We start from the raw sequence: 23,118 nt of genomic DNA, 5'->3' as shown, positions 1-23,118 counted from the left end.
CCTGACAGTGTTGACAGGAACTGTGCGCACCTACCTGCTTCCGCCATGCGCGGGGGCGGATCCCGCGCGACCCTCTGCAAAGGAGCAGCAAACTATGACAACAGACATCCTGTGGTTCTCGGAACTCGGGCTCAAGGACCTGGACCGGGTGGGCGGCAAGAACGCTTCCCTCGGCGAAATGGTGCAGAACCTGACCTCTGCCGGCGTCCAGGTACCGGACGGTTTCGCCACCACCGCTGATGCCTACCGCCGCTTCCTGGCCGATTCAGGCCTGGACCAGAAGATCGCCGACAGGCTGGTGGGCCTGGATACCGACGATGTGACGGCCCTGGCCGCAGCCGGCCAGGAGATCCGGTCCCTGGTGCGCGAAACGCCTTTCCTTCCGGATTTCGAAGAACAGGTCCGGCACTCCTACCAGCAGCTGGTGGAGAAGCACGGCGGCTCTGCGGACCTCTCGTGGGCGGTGCGGTCCAGTGCCACCGCTGAAGACCTGCCCGACGCGTCCTTCGCCGGGCAGCAGGAAACCTTCCTGAACGTCCGCGGCATCGAGAACATCCTGCAGGCCATCAAGGACGTCTTTGCGTCCCTGTACAACGACCGGGCCATTGCCTACCGCGTGCACCACAAATTCGAGCACGCCGATGTGGCACTTTCGGCGGGCATCCAGCGGATGGTGCGTTCCGACGTCGGGTCCTCCGGCGTTATGTTCACCATGGACACCGAATCCGGCTTCCAGGACGCAGTGTTCGTCACGTCCTCCTACGGCCTGGGCGAAGCCGTCGTCCAGGGTGCCGTGAACCCCGATGAGTTCTACGTCTACAAGCCCGCCCTGGCAGCGGGCCGACCCGCCATCCTCAAGCGCGGCCTGGGGGAGAAAGCCCTCCAGATGACGTACACAAACAGCCAGGAAGTGGGCCGCACCATTGACTTCGTCCCCGTTGACGCTGCGCTGCGGAACCGCTTCAGCCTCACGGACGACGACGTCGAGCAGCTCGCCCGGCACGCCGTCGCCATCGAGAAGCATTACGGCCGCCCCATGGACATTGAGTGGGGCAAGGACGGCGTCGACGGCGGCCTGTACATCCTGCAGGCACGTCCGGAGACCGTGCAGTCCCGCCGTGCGCCCGGAAGCCAGACCCGGTTCCGCCTCAACGAAACCGGTCCGGTGCTCGCCGAAGGCCGCGCGATCGGCCAGCGCATCGGCGCCGGCAGTGTCCGCATCCTCACCGCCATCGACCAGATGGCCGCGTTCCAGACGGGCGACGTCCTGGTCGCGGACATGACCGATCCGGACTGGGAACCGATCATGAAGCGTGCCTCCGCCATCGTCACGAACCGCGGCGGACGGACCTGCCACGCCGCCATCATCGCCCGCGAGCTCGGGATCCCCGCGGTTGTGGGAACCGGGCACGCCACGGATGCGCTGGCAGACGGCGTCGAGGTCACCGTTTCCTGTGCCGACGGCGAGACCGGGGTCATCTACCAAGGGTTGCTGGACTTCAGCGTCGAGGAAACGGGAATCACCCAGCTGCCCGAGGCGCCGGTGAAGGTGATGATGAACGTGGGAACCCCGGAGCAGGCGTTTACCTTTGCCCAGCTGCCCAACCACGGCGTGGGCCTTGCCCGCCTCGAGTTCATCATCAACCGCCAGATCGGCATCCACCCCAAAGCCTTGCTGAACCTCAATGACCAGGCGCCGGACGTGGCTGATGTGATCCGGGAACGGATTGCCGCCTACGACAGCCCCCGCGAGTACTACATCAAGCGCCTGGCCGAGGGAGTGGCAACCATCGCTGCGGCCTTCGCGCCGGAGCCGGTCATCGTGCGCATGTCCGACTTCAAGTCCAACGAGTACGCCAACCTGATCGGTGGACCCGCCTACGAGCCGCATGAAGAAAACCCGATGCTCGGTTTCCGCGGCGCCTCACGCTACCTGGAACCGTCTTTCCGGGACTGCTTCGACCTCGAATGCGAGGCGCTGTCCTTCGTCCGCAACGAGATGGGCCTGACCAACGTCAAGCTCATGATCCCCTTCGTGCGGACCCTGGATGAAGCCCGCGGCGTCATCGACCTCCTCGCCGAGAACGGGTTGCGGCGCGGTGAAAACGGCCTCGAGGTCATCATGATGTGCGAACTGCCGTCCAACGCGCTGCTCGCGGACGAGTTCCTGGACTACTTCGACGGTTTCTCCATCGGCTCCAATGACATGACCCAGCTGGCCCTGGGCCTGGACCGGGATTCGGCAGTTGTGGCAGAGGGCTTCGATGAACGCGATCCCGCCGTCAAGAAGCTGTTGGCAATGGCAATCACGGCCTGCCGGGCGCGCGGCAAGTACGTCGGCATCTGCGGTCAGGGCCCCAGCGACCACCCCGACCTTGCCGAGTGGCTGGTTGAGCAGGGGATCGAGTCCGTCTCCCTTAACCCGGACACCGTAGTGGACACCTGGATCCGGCTGGCGGCCGGCAGGCAGCTGGCCGCCCAGCGTTGATACCAGGGGAACCTGGCCTGGCAGGCCGGCGGAAGGGCTGAGGGACCTTCGGCACTTCCGCTCCCGCGGGGCTGAGTCAAAGCTGTTCGCAGGGCCCGTGTTTGCGCGGGTCCTGCGAACAGCGGCCATGGAGGGAACGATTGAAACCGATCATCGGAGAGATTGTGATCGCGGCCCCGATGGAGGCCGTCTTCGATTTTGTGGCCGACGAAACCAACGAGCCCCTCTACAACCCGAACATGGTGCAGGTGGAGAAGCTCACCCCCGGGCCCGTCGGCCTCGGAACCAGGTATGCCGCCGTCATGAAAGGGCGGCGCGGCACCCGCGTGACCATTGAATGCACGGGGTTCAACCCACCGCGTTCGCTGAAGTCGCACAGCCGGACCGCCGGCATGGACATCACCGGCGAGCTGACTTTCGCCCCGCAGGGAAACAACTGCAGGCTCCGCTGGGTCTGGAGGCTGGAGCCGCACGGCCCGCTGCGGCTCCTCGGGCCCCTGGTGTGGACTCTCGGCAACCGCCAGGAGCGCGCCAACTGGATGGCGCTGAAGAAGTACCTGGAGCTGCACCCGCCTGCTGCGGCGGCTTAGGATCGGTGCCATGGACATGCAACAGCCGGGATCGAACACCGAAGTCCTTACCGAAAAGGAGTGCTGGAAGTACCTGCGCTCCTCATACATCGGCAGGCTGGCGGTCATCAACGGGAACGTCCCCGAAATCTTCCCGGTGAACATCGTGCCCGCCGAGCAGGCGCTCTATTTCCGGACCGCGCCGGGAACCAAGCTGCGTTCCTTGCTTTCAGGGGCCGCTGTGGCGCTGGAGACAGACGGCCTGAACGCCTACAGCACCGAGGTGTGGAGCGTGGTGGTCAAAGGCATTCCCGAACCCGTGGAAGACGGCGCGTTGCCCCTGGAACTTGCGGATCCGGACCGTGAACCATGGGAACCAGGGCTTAAGGAGCACCTGGTCCGGATCAGCCCTACTGAGGTCACCGGACGCAGGTTCGCGGTGCACGCGCGGACGCGGTGGTGGCCGCCGCTCGATTTCTCGTCGGACTGGACGTAGCGGCACTTGGCCCGGGGACAGGGCGACGGCGGGATGCGGCACCTTTCCCCTGCCGCCGTCGGCCATAAAATGTTCGCCCCTCACCGGCGCCTTTCCTGCGCGGGGCTGTTAGCGTGAAGGACCGGCCAAAGAAGGAGGAGCGATGACTATCAGTTCACCGGATTCACTGCCCGGCGACGAGCCGCAGGAGGGCGCGTCCACGGGCCAGGGACAGGGCGACGGCGATGTTCCCGGCGGCGGTGATGGCGTGGGCATCGGAGCAGAGGCCGAGCCCAACACCTTCGAGCCCGAGGAAGACCCGGACGAGCCGTACGGGCCGGAGAGCGACTAGCGGGACCGCCCCGGCCTGTTATTTTTCCGCGGCGCCCCCGCGAATCCCGGGGCCACTTGATTCCCGGGGAATCAGGGTGGGCATGGACGTTCTGACCAGTGGTTCCTTGCCTGGCTCCACGATAAGGTCGATGGCCGTCCGTGCTATCTGATCCAGGGGCACGTGCACGGAGGTCAGGGGAGTGGGCAGCCTCGCCGCGAGGGGTGTGTCGTTGTATCCGACCAGCGCCAAATCGGCGCCGACCCGAAGGTCTTGGCGGTGGGCTGCCGCCATGATTCCCATGGCAATGTTGTCGTTAGCGGCGAAAACGGCGGTGGGGCGAACAACGGCGCCAAGGAGCGCTTCGCCCGCGCTGAAGCCGTTTTCAATGCCGTAGCCCCCAGCAATGATCCACTCGTCGCGTGCGGTAAGCCGGGCTTCGTCAAGGGCCCTGCGCGCTCCAGCAAGGCGGGCAATCCCTGTCGACGTAAATGACGGTCCTGTGACGACGGCGATGTCGCGGTGTCCAAGATCTATGAGATGGCGGACCGCGAGGTAACCCCCTACCTCATCGTCTCCCAGTGCGGAGGGGCTAACGCCGTCCGTGCGGAGCACCAGGGCGTGCGCTACCCGCCGCTCACGCAGGCGGCGCGGAAGCTCGTCATCCAGGCGCGCCGTCGCCAGTATCAGCCCGTCCACGTTCCGGTCGAGCAGCGTCTCCGCGGCCCGGCGTTCGTCGTTCGGGTCATCCCCGCTGGTGGCCACCATGGCGAAATATCCACGCGAGGAAGCGGCACGTTCCAGTTCCTCAAACATAAGGGCCATCACCGTGTCGCTCAGGCGGGGAACAAGCACGCCCAGGGTCCTGGTCTCCCCCCGGCGAAGGCTCGAGGCGAAGGAGTTCCTCCGGTAGCCGAGCTCTTCCGCGACTTTCCGCACGTGTGCGGCAGCGGCGGAACGGGAAGCCGTTCGTTCATCGAGCGCGCGGCTCGCGGTGGAAATGCTGACGCCGCTGGCCGCAGCGACGTCCCTGAGCGTCACGATCGTGCCGGGGGCCGTGGGCTCCATGTCGGGTCTCCTCTTGAGCGGGGCGGTGTACAGACACTCTATTCCCCCTTTCTGCAAACGTTCTCTTGACAGTGACGTAGAGCACAGCGCACAATGAAAACGTTCCCGCAAACGTTCTCACGGCGGGACTGCCGACCATCAATGAAGACTAGAGGTAGTGAAATGACCATCGATCTCCGCGGGCTGGTTCCCGCCCCTGTCACCCCTTTCAACCGCGACGGCAGCGTTGACGTCGAAGCCATCCACCGCCTGGGGGGCTGGCTGGCAAGCGTGGAGGGCGTCAAGGGCCTTGTCGTCTTGGGCCACGCCGGCGAGGGCACCTTCCTGACGCAGGACGAGCAGGCCCTGGTGATCCGCGAATTCAAGAATGCGGTGAACGGCGGGATTCCGATCATCGCCGGCATCACGGGCGAAGGAAACACCGTCGCGGCCCTGGAAGCCAAGCGCGCCGTGGAAGCCGGAGCCGAGGCTGGCCTGGTCTACCCGTCCCACGGCTGGCTCCGCTTTGGATACCAGAAGGGCGCTCCGCAGACCCGGTACAAGGAAATTTATGAAACCTCCGGGCTGCCGCTCATCCTGTTCCAGTACCCGGATGCAACCAAGGCCACCTACGACCTGGAGACCCAGCTCGACATCGCCGGCCAGGAAGGCGTATTCGCCACCAAGAACGGCGTCCGCAACATGAAGCGCTGGGACACCGAGATCCCGGTACTCCGGGCGGCTTTCCCGGACCTGCAGATCCTGACGTGCCATGACGAGTACCTCCTGCACACCATGTTTGACGTGGACGGCGCCCTGGTGGGCTACGGCGGACTCGCTCCGGAGCCGCTGGTGGAACTGATCGCAGCAGGCAAGGCCAGGGATTACGCGGCTGCCCGCGCGATCCATGACCGGCTCCTGCCCGTGACCAAGAATGTGTACCACCGCGGATCCCACATGGAGGGCACAGTGGCCTTGAAGGAGGGCCTGGTTGCCCGCGGCATCCTGGAACACGCAACGGTCCGCCCGCCACTGCTGCCCCTGGCAGAAGGTGCCGGCCAGGAAATCGCCCTGGCACTGAAGTCGGCCAACCTCGGCAGCGTCACCGCTACTGTCTGATTCCCTCGGACGCTTCGGGTGGCGGGCGCAATGCCCGCCACCCGGTCACCGCTTTTTGAACTCTCCACCCGGTCAATGACGACCCACAGCAAACAGCTGTAGAAGGAGGACTCGCAGATGCGCGAGCACAATAAGACCATCACCCGTCCCGGACCAAGGGAACAGCAGATGGCCGCCCCACATGTAAGCCCCGCTCCTGAAGGAACAGGAAAACGCCGAACCTTCCTTGGCTACCTTGCGCTGATGGGACCAGCGTTCGTGGTGGGGGCCTGGCAATTCGGTCCGGGCAACCTGACCACCGCAGTCCAGGCCGGCAGCCGCTTCGACTACAGCCTCGTCTGGGTGATCGCGGTCTCCACCATCCTGATGATCTTCTTCACGGACATGAGCGTGCGCCTGGGGATCGTGACACCGACGTCACTGATCACCTCCATCAAGGATCATCTTGGAAAACCGGTCGGGATACTTGCGGGTTTTGGCGTCTTCGGCATCACACTGATGTTCTCGGTAGGGAACGCCGTGGGTTCCGGACTCGGCCTGTCCCTGGTGTTCGGCGGCTCCCCTGTGGTCTGGACGGTGGTATGCACCGCCGCCGTCGCATTCGTCCTCGCTTTCCGTAACGTCTATGGCATCATCGAAAAAGCTCTCCTGGTGATTGTTGCGCTGATGGCTGTCGCTTTCGTGGCGAGCGCCGTCGTCGCACAGCCGGACTGGTACCGCTCCCTTGAGGGGATGGCACCCACGCTGCCTGCCGGCAGCGAAATCCTCGTCGTTGCCCTGGTAGGCACCAACTTCTCCATCAACGCCGCGTTCTACACGTCCTACGGCATCAAAGAACACAGGCGGACCCGCGCCGACTACCGGGACATCACACTTGCGGACACCATCCCTGGAATCGTTGCCCCGGGCATCATGACGGCCCTGGTCATCCTGGTGGCAGCTGCTGTCCTGGGCAAGACCGGCGGGGAAGCCGGCTCCATCACCGCCCTTGCCTCCATCTTCGAACCCCTCGCAGGCCCCGTCGGCTCCATGCTTTTCGCCCTCGGACTCTCCGGGGCCGCCTTCTCGTCCATGATCGCCAACGCCACGGCCGGCGGCACCATGCTCTCCGACGCGATGGGAAGGGGAGCCCATGCCGGATCACCGGCGGCACGCATCGTCACCGGAATGATCCTCGCCTTCGGGCTGATCATCACGCTCTCGTTCCAGTCCTCCCCCGTGGGGCTCATCGTCATCGCCCAGTCCCTGACAGTCCTCATCGCACCGCTGCTGGGGGTCCTGCTGTTCATCATGAGCAACAAGGCGGCAGTTATGGGGGAGCTGCGGAACCGCTGGTGGCACAACCTGTTTGGAGCCATCGGCCTGGTCACCATCGTGGCCTCATCCATCCGCCTCATCACGCTCCTCCTGGGCTCGTGAGGTCCAGGCCATAGAAACATCAGTAGTGCCCCGGCCGATCTCCGGCCGGGGCACTTGCTGGTTCCTCAAGGTTCGATCAAGATTCCCGGCGACCCCCGCAAAATGGACTTTCGGTGAGGTTGCCAGCGGGTACATTTCTGTCTGTTTCCACGTTATTTCCCCAACACGGAAGCCAGGGAGCCCCCGCGCTGGAGCTTGACTCGCGCGGGGGCTTCGCCATCTGCCCGCCTGCCTGCATTCGCCCGGGACTGTCCTGCCGGGGCTGTCCTGCCAGGGCTGGGAGGTCACATGATGCCGGTGGGCACCAGCATGGCCCAGGCCAGCAGCGGGGCGGCCAGCACTACCGCGCCGGCGTAGGCCATCAGCTGGCGGTACACGCGCTGCCGGTCATCCGCCCGGGCGTTGGCTACGATCAGTGCCCCGTCCGTGGAGAAGGGGGAGACGTCCACCACTGTGGCGGCGATGGCCAGGGCCGCCACCGTGCCGGAGGCGCTCAGGGAACTGGTGGCCAGCAGCGGGCCGGCCATGGGGATGAACGCAGTCAACAGAGCCGTTGACGAGGCAAAGGCCGAGCCGACGCCGATGACGTAGCAAAGGACGAGCGCTATGACCAGCGGCGCGCCCAACGCCAGCGCATGCTCGGCGAGGGTATCTATTACTCCCACATGCTGGAGCAGGGAGACATAGGTGATCATGCCCGCCACCAGCAGGACGGTGGACCACGAGATGCCGCCAATGAACGTCTGGTGTTCCTTGATGTTGACCAATGCCAGGAGGAGGCCGGCGGAGAGGGCGACGAAACCTATCGGCATGTGGAAGCCCAGCGTGCACACCAGAATCACCGCGATGAGGGCCAGGGTGAGGATCTGCTGGCCGTGGGGGCGCCCGGGGAGTGACGCGTCAACATCCGCGTGCTGGCCGCCCTTGCTGTCGCGGAGCTTGCCCAGGAGGGCGAAGAGCACGATGGTCAGGACTGACAGGATGAGGTTGAGGGCAAAGCTCGCGGCGAAGAGCGAGCCCTGGGAGATGGGAAAGCCGTTTTCCATCGCAATGTCGTGGACCAGGACACCGGCCACGGACAGCGGAGAGAAGCCTCCCGCGTGGGCCCCGTTGATGATGAAGGCGCCCATCAGGACGGGGTGGATCCGGGATTCATAGGCAAAACCGATGGCGGCCGGGGCCAGCAGGGCGACGGCGGCCGGGGAGAAGGTCCCCAGTGCGGTCAGCGCGGCGGCCATGAGGAAGAACACCCAGGGAAGAAGCATTGTCCTTCCCCTGACGAGGCGCACGCACGCCTGGACAATAATGCCGATCGTGCCGTTCCGCTGGGCCATGCTGAAGAAGTAGGTGACCCCAATGATGGTCAGCACAATGCTGGCGGGGAACTCCGCGAGGATCTCTTTGTCGGTCATTCCAAGCATGAAGTAGCCGACGCCGAAGGACGCCACCAGCCCCATCACCCCGATGTTCAGCGGCCATTTCGTGGCGACGACGAACATCACCACCAGAATGGCGAGGGGAATGATCTGAACAGCTGTCATGGCAGGCTCCGGTTCCGTGGCGGCCGCCGGGTTGAAGATGGCATTGCCCAGCAGGAGGGCGCCCAAGCCCAGGAGTGTGGTTACGGCCGCCACCAGCAGGATACGGCGGCGGCGGGCGGATGCCCGGGATGGCCGGTCCTGGGTGTCGGCGTTCGCCGGGTCTGCAAGTGGCTGCGCGGTCTTGGTCATGGTGGCTGTCCTTGGTGGTGCGTGTCGGGAAGGTGGCTGCATACAGGGAGGCAGGGCCCGGAAATGGCCCTGCCTCCTGTGCGTGCCGCGCTGTCCCCGCGCCCGTCTTTCGGGTTTCCTGTTGCGGTGGAGTGCGTGAACGGCGGCACGCGCGCCGGACGGGGTCCGGCGGGTCGCGCGGTTCTTACAGCTTGTCGGCCCGTACGGCGAGCACGGGACAGGTGGCATCCAGGAGGATCCGCTGCACGGTGCTTCCCAGGATGAGCTTGCCCACCATGGACCGGTGCCGCAGGCCGATGACCACCATTTCGACGTCCCGGTCCTGCGCAATCTGGATCACTGCATCTCCCGGATCGGACAGAACCGAGGACTCGACAGTCAGCGCCAGCCCGGCGTCGGAGAGCTTGCCTTCCAGTTCCGCGATCTCGTGGTCGTTGAGGTCATGGTGCCCCCGGCCGATATTGACAATCAGGAGGTCCGACTTTCGCAGGTGCGCTTCCTTGATGCCTTCCGTGAGTGCTTCCCGGCCTTCGGGAGCGGGCGCATAGGCCACAAGTACCGTCATGTTGTCTTTCTCCAATGGTTTCTAAGCGGGTAGGGGATGCTAGACGAATGTGTTGAGCCAGCCTTGCGGCAGGTCGATCGGCAGCAGCGAGGGGAGTGCCAGGAGCACGATGTACAGCACGCCTGTATAGATGATGGCGACCTTGAGGCGTGCCCTCGCCACCACCAGCAGGAACGCGGGGATGAAGACCGTCACGGCCACGAGGTATCCGAACACCGCTGTGAGCGCCAGGAAACCGGTCATCCATGCGAAGGTTTTCATCGCGAACCCGGCGTCGAGCGTCCAGCCGGCCCGCTCGGTCCTGGTCCGCACCCGTGCCCGGATCTCGATGAACAGCAAGATCCCGGAGAAGACAAGCCCGCCGATGCTCACCAGTTGGGGGACGAGCCTTGCCTCCGGTGAGAAGGATGCCGACGAGATGAGGGCTGCGGCAAACGCGACGGCGAAGATGCCGGATGCTGCCAGGGACCAGGTGGAGTTCTTGAGGGGTGCTTCGTCGTCCTCCGGCTGTTCGTCCCGGTGTCCGTCGTCGAAGTTGCTGTTGCGGCGGGCGCGGATGAATTTGATGAAGGCCCAGATCATTGGCAGGACCAGGATTGCAAGGAAGACCAGGACGCCGGGCCGGGCCATCCAGTCGAAGCCTTCGTACAGGCTGTCCGTGAGGAAGTAGTAGCGCTCCAGCGGGATTGCCAGCACGAAGCCGATCAGGAACGGGGCCCGGGGGAAGCCGGTGGACTTCAGCAGCCAGCCGAACACGCCGAGGATGATCATCACCCAGAGGTCGCCCAGCTGGCCGCCCTCCTGGAAGGAACCGAGGAGCATCACGGCAACGAGGCCCGCGGCCAGGACGGCGAAGGGCACCTTGGTGAGCTTTGCCAGCTGCTTGACGCTGAGGAAGCAGAACAGCGCGCCGAGGATCGATGCGATGGCGAAGGACCAGACGATCAGGTACATCAGGTCCAGGTGCTCGGTGATGATCGAAGGGCCCGGCTGGATGCCATAGGTCAGGAGCATGCCGAGGAGCATCGCGGAGGGGACACCGCCCGGGATGCCGAAGAGCAGGGTGGGGATCAGGTCGCCGGCCTCCACGGAGTTGTTGGCGCTTTCGGGGCCAACGATGCCGCGGGGATCTCCCTTGCCGAACTGGCGCTTGTCCTTGGCGGTGGCAACGGCCTGCCCGTAGGCCAGCCAGGTTCCCGCTGTTGCACCGACGCCGGGGAGCACACCGGCCCAGATGCCGATGAGCGCTCCGCGGATGACGTGGGTCCAGTGCGTCAGCCACTCCCTGATGCCCTGGCCCCAGCCGCCGCCGAGGGTAATGGTTTGCTTTTGTCCGCGGCGCTGGCTTGCACGTGATGCGATTTCAGCCAGGCCGAAGATTCCGAGGGCGACGGCCACGAGGGACAAGCCATCGCCGAGGAACAGGCTGCCGAAGGTGAAGCGTTCCTCAGCCGTGGTGGGTGATGTTCCCACCATGCCAAGGACCAGGCCCAGGAGGCCGGCGGAGACGCCCTTGATGATGTTTCCCCGCGACAGGACTGCGGCCAGGGCCACACCCAGGACGGTCAGCATAAACAGTTCCGGGCTGGCGAAGGAGAGCACCAGGGGCCGGGCAAGCGGTATGGCCAGGGTCAGGCCGATGGCGCCGATGATGCCACCGGCCATGGACGAGAGGAATGCCAGTGTCAGCGCACGGGCGGCCTGGCCTTTCTTCGCCATGGAGTAGCCGTCCAGCATGGTGACGCTCGCCGAGGCGGATCCGGGTGCGCCCAGCAGGACGGCGGAAACAGTGTCGGAGGTATGGACGACGGCGAGGGCGCCGATCAGGAGGGCCAGCGCCTGGGGCGGTTCCATGCCGAACGTGATGGGCAGGAGGATGGCCACGGCTCCCGTGCCGCCAAGTCCCGGGATAAGGCCCATGATCAGGCCGGCTACAGTGCCGATCAAGAGCATGATGAGGAGGGAGGGGTCAGCGAGGGATGCCAGCGCTGCCATTGCGGAGTCAAGCATGATGGTCCTTATTCAACGTGGATGTTGTATTTGTCCGCGAGCAGCCCTGTGACATAGGACCGGACGGAACTGCTGACGGTGTAGGCAGCACGGACGCGGTCTGCCACGCCGGTGTCCGCGATGAGGGGGTAGCCGCCCAGCACTTTGGCTGCCTTGTCCTGGAAGCCTTTGTCCGTCCCGAGTTCCTCGCTGGAATGGCGGAGCAGCTCATAGGCCTTTTCGGGAGTCTCCTGCGGAACCCACAGGCCCTTTTGGTAGGTGTAGGTCAGCCCAAGCAGGGTCTTGTAGGCCTCGAACTTCTCGCCCGAGGGTTTCTTTCCGTGGAGCGTCTCGTAGGCCTCCGCGACAGTGGGTACGTCGGGGAAGTTGGGGTCGCGGACAACCTCGCCGGCTTCGTCCAGCTGGCCAAAGGACATCAGCACAACGGCCTTGCCCTCCTTGGCGATGCCGGCAACAGCCGAGCCGTAGGCGGAGGTGGTCTGGTAGTCCAGGTCGATTTCCCCGCGCTGAAGCGCCAGGTTGACCGGCCCCCGGCCTTCAAAGCCGAACGTGCTCGTCACGTCCGCTTCGAGCAGGTCGAATGCCACGAGGGTGGTTATATCCAGGCCGGTGGCGCTGATGCCGCCGAATTCCAAGGGCGTGTCCCGGTTTATCAGGTCCTGCAGGCCTGACACGCCTGCTTCGGCGCGGGCATAGATGACTCCGCCTGTGCCGTTGACGACGACGGGCTTGAGGTCTTCGAACGAATACTTCACAGCCGAGCGCCCCAGCACCCAGGGGACAACGGTCGACGCCGTGCCCACCAGGATTTCCGTGCCGTCCGTCTTGGCCGACCGGGCAAACCTGTTGGTGCCCAGGATGCCTTCACCGCCTGCTTCGTTCACGGGCGCGAAACCGGGGCGGCCGGGGACGTAGTTCGTCAGTTCGGTGCCGATGAACCGTGCCCAGGTATCGGTGCCGCCGCCGGAGGCGAGGGGGATCAGGAATTCCAGGGTTTCCCCGCTGAAATCGCCGTCTTCCGTGCTGGAGGGCGGGTTCAGCAGGCTTCCGCCGAGCACTGTGGTGGCAGTGCCCAGCAAGGCGAAGGCGCCGACGGCTGACAGGATGGTCCGCCGGGAGTGCTTGGGCGGCTCGGGCTGGTCGGCTTCTTCGTAGACCCCGGCAAGTGACTCTTGCGGGGTGCTTCCGGGTGGTTCCAAGGATGACTTGTTGCTCGTCATTGAGAAGATCCTTTGATCGGGTGCCTGTCTCGCCGCAGCGCCTTCCAGGTGCGCGAGGGGCAGATTGTTGGGGAGGTGCGGTTACCAGGTTTCCGGCAGCAGCAGTTCTGCGTCGGCCAGGCGGCGGGCACTTCTGAGGGTGCCCACAACGGGGATGCCGTCGCGGATCTCTGCCCAGGTCTGAACCAGGCCTGCAGGTGTGCGCATGGCAAGCCCTGCGGAAGCATCGGTGGATATCAGGTCCCGCACCACGGTGCCTTCCTGTTGTGCGGCCATGGTCAGGGCGACGCTTCCCGTGATCGCCAGGGCAGGGTGGAGCTTGCCCATCGACAGCATCCGGACTACCAGGTCGGCCCCGTCATTCAACGGCGCCCGGGCCACGAGTGCGAGCTTCGGGATGGCACGCTCGGCCTCGGCCCGCGTGGCAGCCAGGCCCATTCGGACGGCTGCGTCCCGCCGCACGTCGTCCAGGTGCACCAGGAGTTCCGCCCGCCCATCGATCTCCGCGGCGGTTTCATGCCCGGTGAGTCCGACGGAAGCAGCCTCCAGGATGACCAGCGGTGCACCGGCATCAATCAGCGTGGCCGGGACTTCCCGTCCGTCAAAGGTCACCTTCTCCACCGGCTCGCCGGTGGGAAACAGCTTCCCGGTTGTCCGTCCTGCAGGATCGAAGAAACCCATGCCTACGGACAGGCCCGGGAAGGGGACACCGGGAATCATGAGGGTTCCGGTTTCCTGGAGCTTTCCGTCCGGGGTGGAGACCTTCTGCAAAATGAGCTGGTCGGTGTTCGTGTTCAGGGTCCGGACTGACGTGGTGTCCTGGCCGGCGTCAACCCAGCCGCGATCAATTGCGTAGGGTGCCACCACCGCTGAGCAGTTGCCGCAGTTGCTGCCCCAGTCAACCTTGTGCTCCTCGATGGCCACCTGGGCGAAGGTGTAGTCGACGTCGGCTTCGGCGCTGGTGGAACGGGACAGGATGACGGCCTTGCTGGTGGTGGAGGTTCCCCCGCCCACACCGTCAATCTGGCGGTTGTCAGGGCTGCCGAACAACCGGAGCAATACTTCGTCCACGGTCTTTCCGGGGACTTGGAGGTTGTCCCATTCGAACACCCAGCACTTGCTGGTTCCGCCCCGCATCCACGCTGCTGGGATTCTAAACATGATTGCTTTCACACCTTCCTGGGGCCCTTCTTTGGGCGGTTCAGCCTTTCGGCTAGCACCAAGTGTGATGTGTCACTTCATTGAATTACAAACGCAATTTTCTGCACCATGCTGCAGTTTTACTTCAATCACTACCCGGACTGAGGGACGTTTCCTGTGTCTTCACAACCCGTGTGCCTGCCGCGTGCTGTCAAACGGTCCCGCGCTAAGGCCTTGGATGAAGGTCCGGGTTAGAATTCTTCAAGGGATGTAAGAAACACTTCAAAGGGGAACGCGCCAATGCTGAACGTTCGAAGGCTGGAACTGCTGCTGGACGTGGTGGAACTGGGATCCATCACGGCGGCAGCAGAGAAGCACGTGTACTCGCCGTCCGGTGTGTCCCAGCAGCTGCGACGGCTGGAATCGGAGATCGGCCAGCCGCTTCTCCAGCGGCAGACCCGCGGAATGGTGCCAACGGATGCCGGCCACGTCCTGGCGGCGCACACACGCCGCATCCTGCGGCAGATGGCTGCCGCGGAAGCTGACCTCGCCGAAATCGCCGGACTGAACAGGGGCAGCCTCACCATGGGAACCTTCCCCACACTGGGAGGCTCGTTCCTGCCATTGGTGATCAGCAAGTTCAAGCGCCAGTACCCCGCCATCGAGCTCCACGTGCGCAGCAGCCGTTTTGAAGATTTGGTTGAAATGCTGGAGAACGGGCAGGTGGGCATGTCCCTGCTCTGGGACTACGAATGGAGCAGGATCAACACGGAGGACTTTGCCCTCACCACGGTGTTCGAGGACGCAACCGCCCTCGTTGTGGGAAAGGACCACCGGCTGGCCCGGCGCAAGCAGGTGGACATGGCCGACCTTGCCGATGAGGAATGGATTGTCCGCGAGGAAGCGCACCCGGTGGTGGAGGTGCTCCAACGCAGCGCCCGTGCAGCCGGTTTCACGCCCCGGATCGCCTTCCACGCCAACGACTACCAGGAAGCCCAGGCCATGGTCAGCGTGGGGCTGGGCATCGCTTTGGCCCCTCGAACCGCCGTCGTCAATAAACACCCGGGTGTCAGCATCGTCTCCCTTGGCGCCACCGCACCCTCCCGGCGGGTCCTGCTCGCGCACCGGCACGACAGGGTGCGGGCCGCCGCCGAGATAGCCTTCCAGACCACACTCCTGGAGGTGGCCAAGGAATCAACGGCCGACTTCCGGTGACGGCCCCTACTTACCGGCCTGCCGGCGCACCATCTCGTTGATCCACGTGGGCGCGTACGGTGAGGTGCAGCCCGGGGACGTGGGGTAGTCCCTGAGCACCTGCAGGCGCTCGCCGATCTCCAGTGCCCGGCCACGCTGCCCGGCATGCTCAATACCGATCTGCGCCAGGCAGGTGTTCATGGCCCACTGCAGCCGGTCCGGGGCGTCCTTCATCTCCGCCTCGATCACGTCCAGCAACCCCTCAAGGTCCAGGCCGTCAGGCGCCCTCACCACGCGCTCGCTCGTCAAAGCCCAGCCGGCACTTGCCACCACCGGATCCGGATCGGCCAGCCAGGCCACCCGCAGCTCCTCGGCGTGCGGGTTCTTCTTCACCACGTAGTTCACCAGCCAGTCCTGCAACTTGGGCGCCCGCGCCTCCCGCAGCATGGCATCCAGTTCGCCCCGCCCGAACGCCTTTGGCCGGCAGACCAGGAGCGCCAGCAGCCTCGCCGCGGTATCGCCGGTGGCCCAGAGGTCACGGGCAAGTTCCTCTTGGGTCTTGAGCCGCTTGGCGATGGCACGCAGTTTGCTGAGGTTCACGCCGTGGTCATCGCCGTGCCTCTGGTTCACCTCACGCGCCCTCGGGTCCTGGAGCCCTGCCAGTTCGGCCATCAGCTCCGCCACGCCCGCCCCGGTCAACGTCGTCTCAGCCACCGCGGCCTCCTGTCCATCGTGTGCGGAACCCAGCCTACGGCGGGAAGCGCTCCGGCGCAGGCACGCGGCAGGCAGCCAGAGCCTAGGCCTGCCTCCAGGTAACCGCAACCCGTCCAAAGACCCTACTGGCCCGCCCGCACCGCACCCTACGGTGGCAGCATGGCTGAGGAGCGTTTTGTCGCGGGGGTGGACGGAGCAGCGTCGGATGCAATGCTGAAGCTGGGCAGGTTCTTCACGAAGTGGGACCAGACCGACGACGGCAGGGCAGTCTTCAGGGAGGGCGGCCGCAAGGGGGACATCTTCTACCGCGACAGGTGGAGCCACGACAAGGTGGTCCGCTCCACCCACGGCGTGAACTGCACCGGCTCCTGCTCCTGGAAGGTGTACGTCAAGGACGGCATCATCACCTGGGAGTCGCAGCAGACCGACTACCCTTCCGTAGGCCCCGACAGTCCTGAATACGAACCAAGAGGCTGCCCCCGCGGGGCGGCCTTTTCCTGGTACACCTACTCGCCCACCCGCGTCCGCTTCCCCTACGCCCGCGGCGTCCTGGTGGAGATGTACCGCGAGGCGAAGGCCCGGCTGGGTGACCCGGTGCTGGCATTCGCCGAGATTGCTGCCGACCCGGAAAAGCGCCGCCGCTACCAGCAGGCCCGTGGCAAGGGCGGCCTGGTGCGGGTTTCCTGGCAGGAGGCCATCGAAATCGCCGCCGCCGCCCACGTCAACACCATCAAGACCTACGGCCCCGACCGCTGCGCCGGCTTCTCGCCCATCCCGGCGATGTCCATGGTTTCCCACGCCGTGGGTACGCGTTTCATCCAGCTCATCGGCGGGGTGATGACCTCCTTCTACGATTGGTACGCGGACCTCCCCGTGGCCAGCCCCCAGGTGTTCGGCGACCAGACCGATGTTCCCGAATCCGGAGACTGGTGGGACGCCCGCTACCTCATGATGTGGGGCTCCAACGTCCCCGTCACCCGCACTCCGGACGCGCACTGGATGGCAGAGGTGCGGTACCGGGGCACCAAGGTGGTCACCGTCAGCCCGGACTACGCGGACAACACCAAGTTCGCCGACGAATGGCTGCCGGCGCAGGCCGGCACCGACGCCGCGCTGGCCATGGCCATGGGCCACGTGATGCTCAAGGAATTCCTCGTGGACCGCCAGGTGCCGTTCTTCACGGACTACGTGAAGCAGTACACGGACCTGCCGTTCCTGGTCAGGCTGGAAAGGCGCGACGACGGCGCGTTGACGCCGTCGAAATTCCTTACGGCGCGTGACATCCCGGCGGAGTCCGGGGCTGAGGACGCTGCGTTCCGCACTGTCCTGTTCGACAAGAAGGCCGGCCGTCCGGCCGTCCCGAACGGCTCCATGGGGTTCCGCTACTCCGGCAGCGGCGAGGGCAAGTGGAACCTTGACCTGGAGGGGATCGAACCCGCGCTGTCCCTGCGCGAGGTCTCGGGGGAGAGCGCCGAGATCCTGCTGCCGTGCTTCGAGCAGGCGGACGGCGCCGGCAGCGTGCTCCGGCGCGGCGTGCCCGTGATCCAGGTGGAGGGCCAGTTGGCCACCACCGTGTTCGACCTCATGCTCGCCCAGTACGGGGTGGGCCGCGAGGGGCTCCCGGGTGACTGGGCCGCCGGCTACGACGACGCCGCGACCCCCTACACGCCGGCCTGGCAGGAGGAGATCACCTCCGTTCCGGCGCAGGCCTGCATCCGGGTGGCCCGCGAATTCGCCCGGAACGCGGAGCAGTCCAAGGGCCGGTCCATGATCATCATGGGCGCGGGCATCTGCCAGTGGTTCCATGGCGACACCACCTACCGCGCCATCCTGGCACTCGTGATGCTGACCGGCTGCATGGGCCGGAACGGCGGCGGGTGGGCGCACTATGTGGGGCAGGAAAAGACCCGTCCGGTCACCGGCTGGGTGTCCCTGGCCAATGCCCTGGACTGGTCCCGGCCGCCGCGCACCATGATCGGCACCGGGTACTGGTACATGCACACGGACCAGTGGCGGCAGGACGGCTACTCGGCGGACGCCCTGAAGTCCCCCCTGTCCACCGGCGCCCTGGACGGTTTGCACACCGCCGACGCCATCGCCCAGTCCGCGCGGCTGGGCTGGATGCCGTTCTACCCGCAGTTCGACCGCAACCCGCTGGACCTCGCGGACGAGGCGGAGGCCGCCGTCGCCGCCGGAACCGCCAAGGACACACCCACGTACATAGCGGACGCCCTGAAGAACCGCACCCTGAACCCGGCCATCGAGGACGTGGACGCCCCGGAGAACTGGCCGCGCACCCTGGTGCTATGGCGCTCCAACCTGTTCGGCTCATCCGCGAAGGGCAACGAGTACTTCCTGCGGAACCTGCTGGGCACCCACAACAACGTCCTGGGCCAGGACCACGCCGAGGGACTCAAACCAACGGACGTGAAGTGGCACGCGAAGGCGCCGGAAGGGAAGCTCGACCTCCTGGTCTCCGCCGACTTCCGGATGACCTCCACCACCCTGCTGTCCGACGTCGTCTTCCCTGCCGCCACCTGGTACGAGAAGCACGACCTCTCCTCCACGGACATGCACCCGTTCGTCCACGCGTTCACCCCGGCCATCGACCCGCCCTGGGAAACCAAGACAGACTTCGACACCTTCCACCTGCTGGCCCGCGAGTTCTCCCGGCTCGCCAAGACCCATCTGGGCGTCCGCCGCGACCTGGTCAGTGTGCCGCTGCAGCATGACACCCCCGGCCAGCTGGCCCAGCCCGGCGGGATCGTCCGGGACTGGCGGGAGCCGGACATTCCCGCTGTCCCCGGGCAGAACATGCCCGTCTTCTCCGTGGTGGAGCGGGACTATACGGCCATCGCGGACAAGCTCGCCGCCGTCGGGCCCCTCGCGGACAAGCTCGGCTTCACCGTCAAGAACGTCACCTACAAACTGGAAGGGCCGCTCAACCGGCTCAGCCACTCCAACGGCGTGATGCTCGGCGGTGCCGCGGACGGCCGCCCCGCCATGGACACCGACGCGAAGATGGCGGAGGCCATCCTGGCCTTCTCCGGCACCACCAACGGCATGCTGTCCGTCCAGGGCTTCAAGGACCTGGAGGTCCGCACGGGCAGGAAACTGGCGGACCTGTCCGAGGGCTCCGAGGAAAAGTTCATCACCTTCGCCCAGACCCAGGCGGCCCCCGTCCCGGTGATCACGTCGCCGGAATGGTCCGGCTCAGAGACCGGCGGCCGCCGCTACGCCCCGTTCACCATCAACATTGAGCGGCTCAAGCCCTTCCACACGCTGACCGGCCGGATGCACTTCTTCCTGGACCACGACTGGATCACGGACATCGGCGAAGCACTCCCCATCTACCGGCCGCCGCTGGACATGCACCGCCTCTTCGGCGAACCCAAACTCGGGCAAAACGGGCAGCTCGAGGTGGTGGTCCGCTACCTCACGCCGCACTCCAAGTGGTCCATCCACTCCGAGTACCAGGACAACCTGCTGATGCTCTCCCTCTCCCGGGGCGGGCCCACGGTGTGGATGAGCCCGGCGGACGCGGACTCCATCCAGGTCAGGGACAACGACTGGGTGGAATGCCTGAACATCAACGGCGTCCTGGTGGCCCGGGCCATTGTCAGCCACCGGATGCCGGCCGGGGCGGTGTACGTCCACCACGCGCAGGAGCGCACCATTGACGTGCCGAAGTCGGAGGCCACCGGAAGGCGCGGCGGCATCCACAATTCGGTCACCCGGCTGCTGGTGAAGCCCTCGCACCTGATCGGCGGCTACGCCCAGCTGGCCTACGCGTTCAACTACCTGGGCCCCACCGGAAACCAGCGCGACATGGTGGCCACGGTCCGCCGCCGTTCACAGGAGGTTCAGTACTGATGCGTGTCATGGCCCAGATGGGCATGGTGATGAACCTGGACAAGTGCATCGGCTGCCACACGTGTTCGGTCACCTGCAAGCAGGCGTGGACCAACCGGGCGGGCACCGAGTACGTATGGTTCAACAACGTGGAGACCCGCCCGGGGCAGGGGTACCCGCGTCGGTACGAGGACCAGGACACGTGGCGCGGCGGCTGGGACCTGAACAAGCGGGGCAAGCTGGTGCTTAAGGCCGGCGGCCGGGTGAAGAAGATGTTCGGGCTGTTCGCCAGCCCGGTCCAGCCTGAGCTCAAGGACTACTACGAGCCGTGGACGTACGACTACAAGACCCTGGTGGACGCGCCCCTGGGCGACGACTTTCCGGTGGCGCGGCCCAAGTCGCTGATTACCGGGGAGGACACCAAGGTCACCTGGTCCGCCAACTGGGATGACAACCTGGGCGGCTCCGCGGAGCACGGCCACCTGGACCCGCTGGTGGAGAAGGTCAGGCGGGAGTCCGAGGACAAGATCAAGTTCGCGTACGAGCAGACGTTTATGTTCTACCTGCCGCGGATCTGCGAGCACTGCCTGAACCCGTCCTGCATGGCGTCCTGCCCGTCCGGCGCCATCTACAAGCGGGTGGAGGACGGGATTGTGCTGGTGGACCAGGACAAGTGCCGCGGCTGGCGGCAGTGTGTCACCGGCTGCCCGTACAAGAAGATCTACTTCAACCACAAGACCGGCAAGGCGGAGAAGTGCACGTTCTGCTACCCGCGGGTGGAGGTGGGGATTCCCACCGTGTGCTCGGAGACGTGCGTGGGCAGGCTGCGGTACCTGGGGCTGTTTTTGTACGACGCCGATGCCGTCACCGCCGCGGCGTCCGTCACCGATCCGCAGGAACTCTACGACGCCCAGATGGACGTGCTGCTGGACCCGAATGATCCCGCCGTCCAGGCAGAGGCCAGGGCACAAAACATCCCGGAGGACTGGATCGACGCCGCGCGGCGCTCGCCGGTGTACGCACTCGCCAAGGTGTACAAGGTGGCTCTGCCGCTGCACCCGGAGTACCGCACCATGCCGATGGTCTGGTACGTGCCGCCGCTGTCCCCGGTGGTGGACCTGCTGCGGGACCAGGGGCACGACGGCGAGGACCACGGCAACCTGTTCGGCGCCATTGACGCGCTGCGCATCCCGGTGGAGTACCTGGCGGAGCTGTTCACGGCGGGGGATACGGGCCGGGTCACCGCGGTGCTGCGCAAGCTGGCGGCCATGCGCTCCTTTATGCGCGGCATCAGCCTGGGCAACGATCCGGATGAGTCCATCCCTGAGTCCGTGGGCATGGACGGGCAAACCATGTACGAGATGTACCGGCTGATGGCCATCGCCAAGTACGACGAGCGGTACGTTATCCCCAAGGCTCACGTGGAGCAGGCCCACGACCTGGAGGAGATGGGCTGCTCGCTGGATTTCGACGGCGGCCCGGGCATGCAGGGTTCCTCACCCTTTGGCGAGGCCAGCGGGAGGCCCGTCCCGGTTGCCGTGGACACCTTCAACGCCCTCAAGGACCGGCAGACGACGGACGAGATCGCGTCCGGACCGGGCCTGCGCGGCCGGGTGAACCTCCTGAACTGGGACGGCCGCGGGGCGCCGCCCGGTCTCTTCCCGGACAAGGGGCCAGAACCGGGAACCTTGGCCGCGGCGGAGGACCAGCCGTGAGCCGCCGGGACCAGGTGGTGTACATGGCCGGCGCGTGGTGCCTGTCCTACCCGGACGAGGACCTGCTGGCCAAGGTCCCGCTCATGCGCGCCGCGCTCGCGGAGTTCCCCGGCGTCGTCGAACATTTCCGGGAGGTGCTGGACGCGCTCGAGGCCACGCCGCTGATGGAGAGCCAGGCGCACTACGTGCGTGAGTTCGACCTCAGCCGGCGGCACGCCCTGCACCTCAGCTATTGGACGGACGGGGACACGCGGCGCCGGGGTGAGGTCCTGGGCAGCTTCAAGAAGGCGTACCGGCAAAGCGACATTTTGGTGGACACCCAGGGGGAACTGCCGGACTACCTGCCCATGGTGCTGGAATACACGGCGCTGGTGGACTTTGAGGCCGGGCGGGAGCTGCTCATCCAGTACCGGCCCAGCCTGGAGATGCTGAAGTTCGGCCTGCTCAAGGACAACCTGCCGCACGCCCGGATCCTGCAGGCCATCTGCGCCACGCTGCCCGGAAAATCACCGGCCGATGAACAGGCCGTGATGCGGATGGCGGGCTACGGGCCGCCCACCGAAGCTGTGGGCCTTGACCCCTACGATCCGCGCCTGCTGCCCGTGAAGGGGGCCTGACATGGTGACCCTTGAAACGCTGGCTTCTGAAACGCTGGCTTCTGAAACGCTGCCCTTTGAAACACAGCCCGGTGCCGCCGTCGAACTTTCCGCCCTGGACATGGTGCTGTGGGGCGTCCTGCCCTACGTCATGGTGGTGGTCCTGGTGGGCGGGCTGGCCTGGCGGTACAAGTACGACCAGTTCGGGTGGACCACCAGGTCCTCCCAGCTGTACGAGTCGAAGCTGCTGCGGATTGCCTCGCCGCTGTTCCATTTCGGCCTGCTGGCCGTGATCGCCGGGCACTTTTTCGGGCTGGTGATCCCGAAGTCCTGGACGGAAGCGGTGGGGATGAGCCAGGACTTTTATCATTTCAACGCCCTGTTTGTGGGCGGGATCGCGGGCGTGGGGACCCTGGGCGGCATCATCCTGCTGATCTACCGGCGCCGCACCACCGGGCCGGTGTTCATGGCCACCACCCGGAACGACAAAGCAATGTACGTGGTGCTGACGGCCGCCATCGTGTTCGGTCTGTGGACCACGCTGGCCAGCGTGTTCGAGGGCGAGCACGGGCACAATTACCGCGAAACCGTGGCGCCCTGGTTCCGTTCGCTGTTCATCTTCCAGCCGGACATCGCGGCCATGGCGGCCGCGCCGTTCTCCTTCCACTTGCACACGCTGGTGGGGATGGCCCTGTTCATCATCTGGCCCTTCACGCGCCTGGTGCACGCCTTCACCGCCCCGTTCCACTACCTGTTCCGGCCGTACATTGTGTACCGCTCGCGGGACAGGATCACGGCGTCCGGCCGCCCGGGCGGGCGGACAGGCAGGAAGTCCAATGCCAATGCCGCGCAGAATCCCAACGCCCCCGCCGGCAGACGGGGCTGGTCCGCCGTCGGGACCCAGGACCGGGACACCCGGAACCGGTGAGAGGAA

General features: G+C 65.7%; 18 protein-coding genes. 11 read left to right on the top strand and 7 right to left on the bottom strand.

Annotation, left to right across the window (positions count from 1 at the left end; translation table 11 throughout):
• Positions 1–94: 94 nt before the first annotated feature.
• The 4 genes from ppsA to KTR40_RS16710 all read left to right on the top strand — a co-directional run bounded on the left by ppsA (position 95) and on the right by KTR40_RS16710 (position 3,884).
• The gene (gene ppsA, locus KTR40_RS16725) at positions 95–2,488 is read left to right on the top strand and encodes a phosphoenolpyruvate synthase (protein ID WP_228404445.1); all 2,394 of its coding nucleotides are present in this window, start codon (positions 95–97) and stop codon (positions 2,486–2,488) included.
• 140 nt (positions 2,489–2,628) lie between these two features.
• Positions 2,629–3,078, top strand: coding sequence for an SRPBCC family protein (locus tag KTR40_RS16720; RefSeq protein ID WP_139030620.1), 450 nt, complete (start codon positions 2,629–2,631; stop codon positions 3,076–3,078).
• Between the two features lie 10 nt (positions 3,079–3,088).
• Positions 3,089–3,553, top strand: a complete 465-nt coding sequence (locus KTR40_RS16715) for a pyridoxamine 5'-phosphate oxidase family protein (RefSeq protein WP_139030619.1) — start codon at positions 3,089–3,091, stop codon at positions 3,551–3,553.
• A 142-nt stretch (positions 3,554–3,695) separates the two neighbouring features.
• Positions 3,696–3,884, top strand: coding sequence for a hypothetical protein (locus KTR40_RS16710; RefSeq protein ID WP_228404444.1), 189 nt, complete (start codon positions 3,696–3,698; stop codon positions 3,882–3,884).
• Positions 3,885–3,902: 18 nt separating this feature from the next.
• On the opposite strand, the gene KTR40_RS16705 is transcribed toward KTR40_RS16710, so the two are convergent.
• A complete protein-coding gene (locus tag KTR40_RS16705) occupies positions 3,903–4,931 on the bottom strand; it encodes a LacI family DNA-binding transcriptional regulator (RefSeq protein ID WP_228404443.1) in 1,029 nt (342 codons plus the stop codon).
• A 162-nt stretch (positions 4,932–5,093) separates the two neighbouring features.
• Between KTR40_RS16705 and KTR40_RS16700 the strand changes: the two genes are divergently transcribed.
• On the top strand, positions 5,094–6,029 hold the full coding sequence (locus KTR40_RS16700) for a dihydrodipicolinate synthase family protein (protein WP_139030616.1): 936 nt from the start codon (positions 5,094–5,096) through the stop codon (positions 6,027–6,029).
• A 117-nt stretch (positions 6,030–6,146) separates the two neighbouring features.
• Positions 6,147–7,448 (top strand): Nramp family divalent metal transporter, encoded by a 1,302-nt coding sequence (locus KTR40_RS16695; protein ID WP_228404442.1) that lies wholly within the window; start codon positions 6,147–6,149, stop codon positions 7,446–7,448.
• A gap of 284 nt (positions 7,449–7,732) precedes the next feature.
• On the opposite strand, the gene KTR40_RS16690 is transcribed toward KTR40_RS16695, so the two are convergent.
• The 5 genes from KTR40_RS16690 to KTR40_RS16670 form a co-directional block, all read right to left on the bottom strand.
• Positions 7,733–9,178: an SLC13 family permease gene (locus KTR40_RS16690; protein ID WP_228404441.1), complete on the bottom strand. Its 1,446-nt coding sequence runs from the start codon at positions 9,176–9,178 to the stop codon at positions 7,733–7,735.
• 184 nt (positions 9,179–9,362) lie between these two features.
• The gene (locus tag KTR40_RS16685) at positions 9,363–9,743 is read right to left on the bottom strand and encodes a universal stress protein (RefSeq protein ID WP_139030613.1); all 381 of its coding nucleotides are present in this window, start codon (positions 9,741–9,743) and stop codon (positions 9,363–9,365) included.
• Positions 9,744–9,782: 39 nt separating this feature from the next.
• Complete coding sequence (locus KTR40_RS16680; RefSeq protein ID WP_139030612.1) at positions 9,783–11,753, bottom strand: tripartite tricarboxylate transporter permease; 1,971 nt, start codon at positions 11,751–11,753, stop codon at positions 9,783–9,785.
• 8 nt (positions 11,754–11,761) lie between these two features.
• On the bottom strand, positions 11,762–12,973 hold the full coding sequence (locus tag KTR40_RS16675) for a tripartite tricarboxylate transporter substrate-binding protein (RefSeq protein WP_228404440.1): 1,212 nt from the start codon (positions 12,971–12,973) through the stop codon (positions 11,762–11,764).
• An 81-nt stretch (positions 12,974–13,054) separates the two neighbouring features.
• Complete coding sequence (locus tag KTR40_RS16670) at positions 13,055–14,134, bottom strand: PrpF domain-containing protein (protein ID WP_139030610.1); 1,080 nt, start codon at positions 14,132–14,134, stop codon at positions 13,055–13,057.
• Positions 14,135–14,413: 279 nt separating this feature from the next.
• Between KTR40_RS16670 and KTR40_RS16665 the strand changes: the two genes are divergently transcribed.
• Positions 14,414–15,328, top strand: coding sequence for a LysR family transcriptional regulator (locus KTR40_RS16665; protein WP_139030609.1), 915 nt, complete (start codon positions 14,414–14,416; stop codon positions 15,326–15,328).
• 6 nt (positions 15,329–15,334) lie between these two features.
• On the opposite strand, the gene KTR40_RS16660 is transcribed toward KTR40_RS16665, so the two are convergent.
• Positions 15,335–16,021: a DNA alkylation repair protein gene (locus tag KTR40_RS16660; RefSeq protein ID WP_228404439.1), complete on the bottom strand. Its 687-nt coding sequence runs from the start codon at positions 16,019–16,021 to the stop codon at positions 15,335–15,337.
• 159 nt (positions 16,022–16,180) lie between these two features.
• Here KTR40_RS16660 and KTR40_RS16655 point away from each other — a divergent pair, with 159 nt between their 5' ends.
• Genes KTR40_RS16655 through narI form a run of 4 tightly spaced genes read left to right on the top strand, consistent with a single transcriptional unit; the run spans position 16,181 to position 23,112 of the window.
• The gene (locus tag KTR40_RS16655; protein WP_228404438.1) at positions 16,181–19,894 is read left to right on the top strand and encodes a nitrate reductase subunit alpha; all 3,714 of its coding nucleotides are present in this window, start codon (positions 16,181–16,183) and stop codon (positions 19,892–19,894) included.
• Positions 19,894–21,588 carry a nitrate reductase subunit beta gene (narH, locus tag KTR40_RS16650; protein WP_228404437.1) on the top strand — a complete coding sequence of 565 codons (1,695 nt, stop codon included), beginning with the start codon at positions 19,894–19,896 and terminating at the stop codon, positions 21,586–21,588. The genes KTR40_RS16655 and narH overlap by 1 nt, the downstream gene beginning before the upstream one ends.
• A complete protein-coding gene (gene narJ, locus KTR40_RS16645; protein WP_228404436.1) occupies positions 21,585–22,205 on the top strand; it encodes a nitrate reductase molybdenum cofactor assembly chaperone in 621 nt (206 codons plus the stop codon). The genes narH and narJ overlap by 4 nt, the downstream gene beginning before the upstream one ends.
• A gap of 1 nt (position 22,206) precedes the next feature.
• The gene (narI, locus tag KTR40_RS16640; protein WP_370633148.1) at positions 22,207–23,112 is read left to right on the top strand and encodes a respiratory nitrate reductase subunit gamma; all 906 of its coding nucleotides are present in this window, start codon (positions 22,207–22,209) and stop codon (positions 23,110–23,112) included.
• Positions 23,113–23,118 lie beyond the last annotated feature (6 nt).

Source organism: Pseudarthrobacter sp. L1SW (assembly GCF_020809045.1).
Classification (GTDB): Bacteria; Actinomycetota; Actinomycetes; order Actinomycetales; family Micrococcaceae; genus Arthrobacter.
Note: the sequence above shows the minus strand (reverse complement) of the source record. Positions and strands in the feature narration are given on the sequence as shown.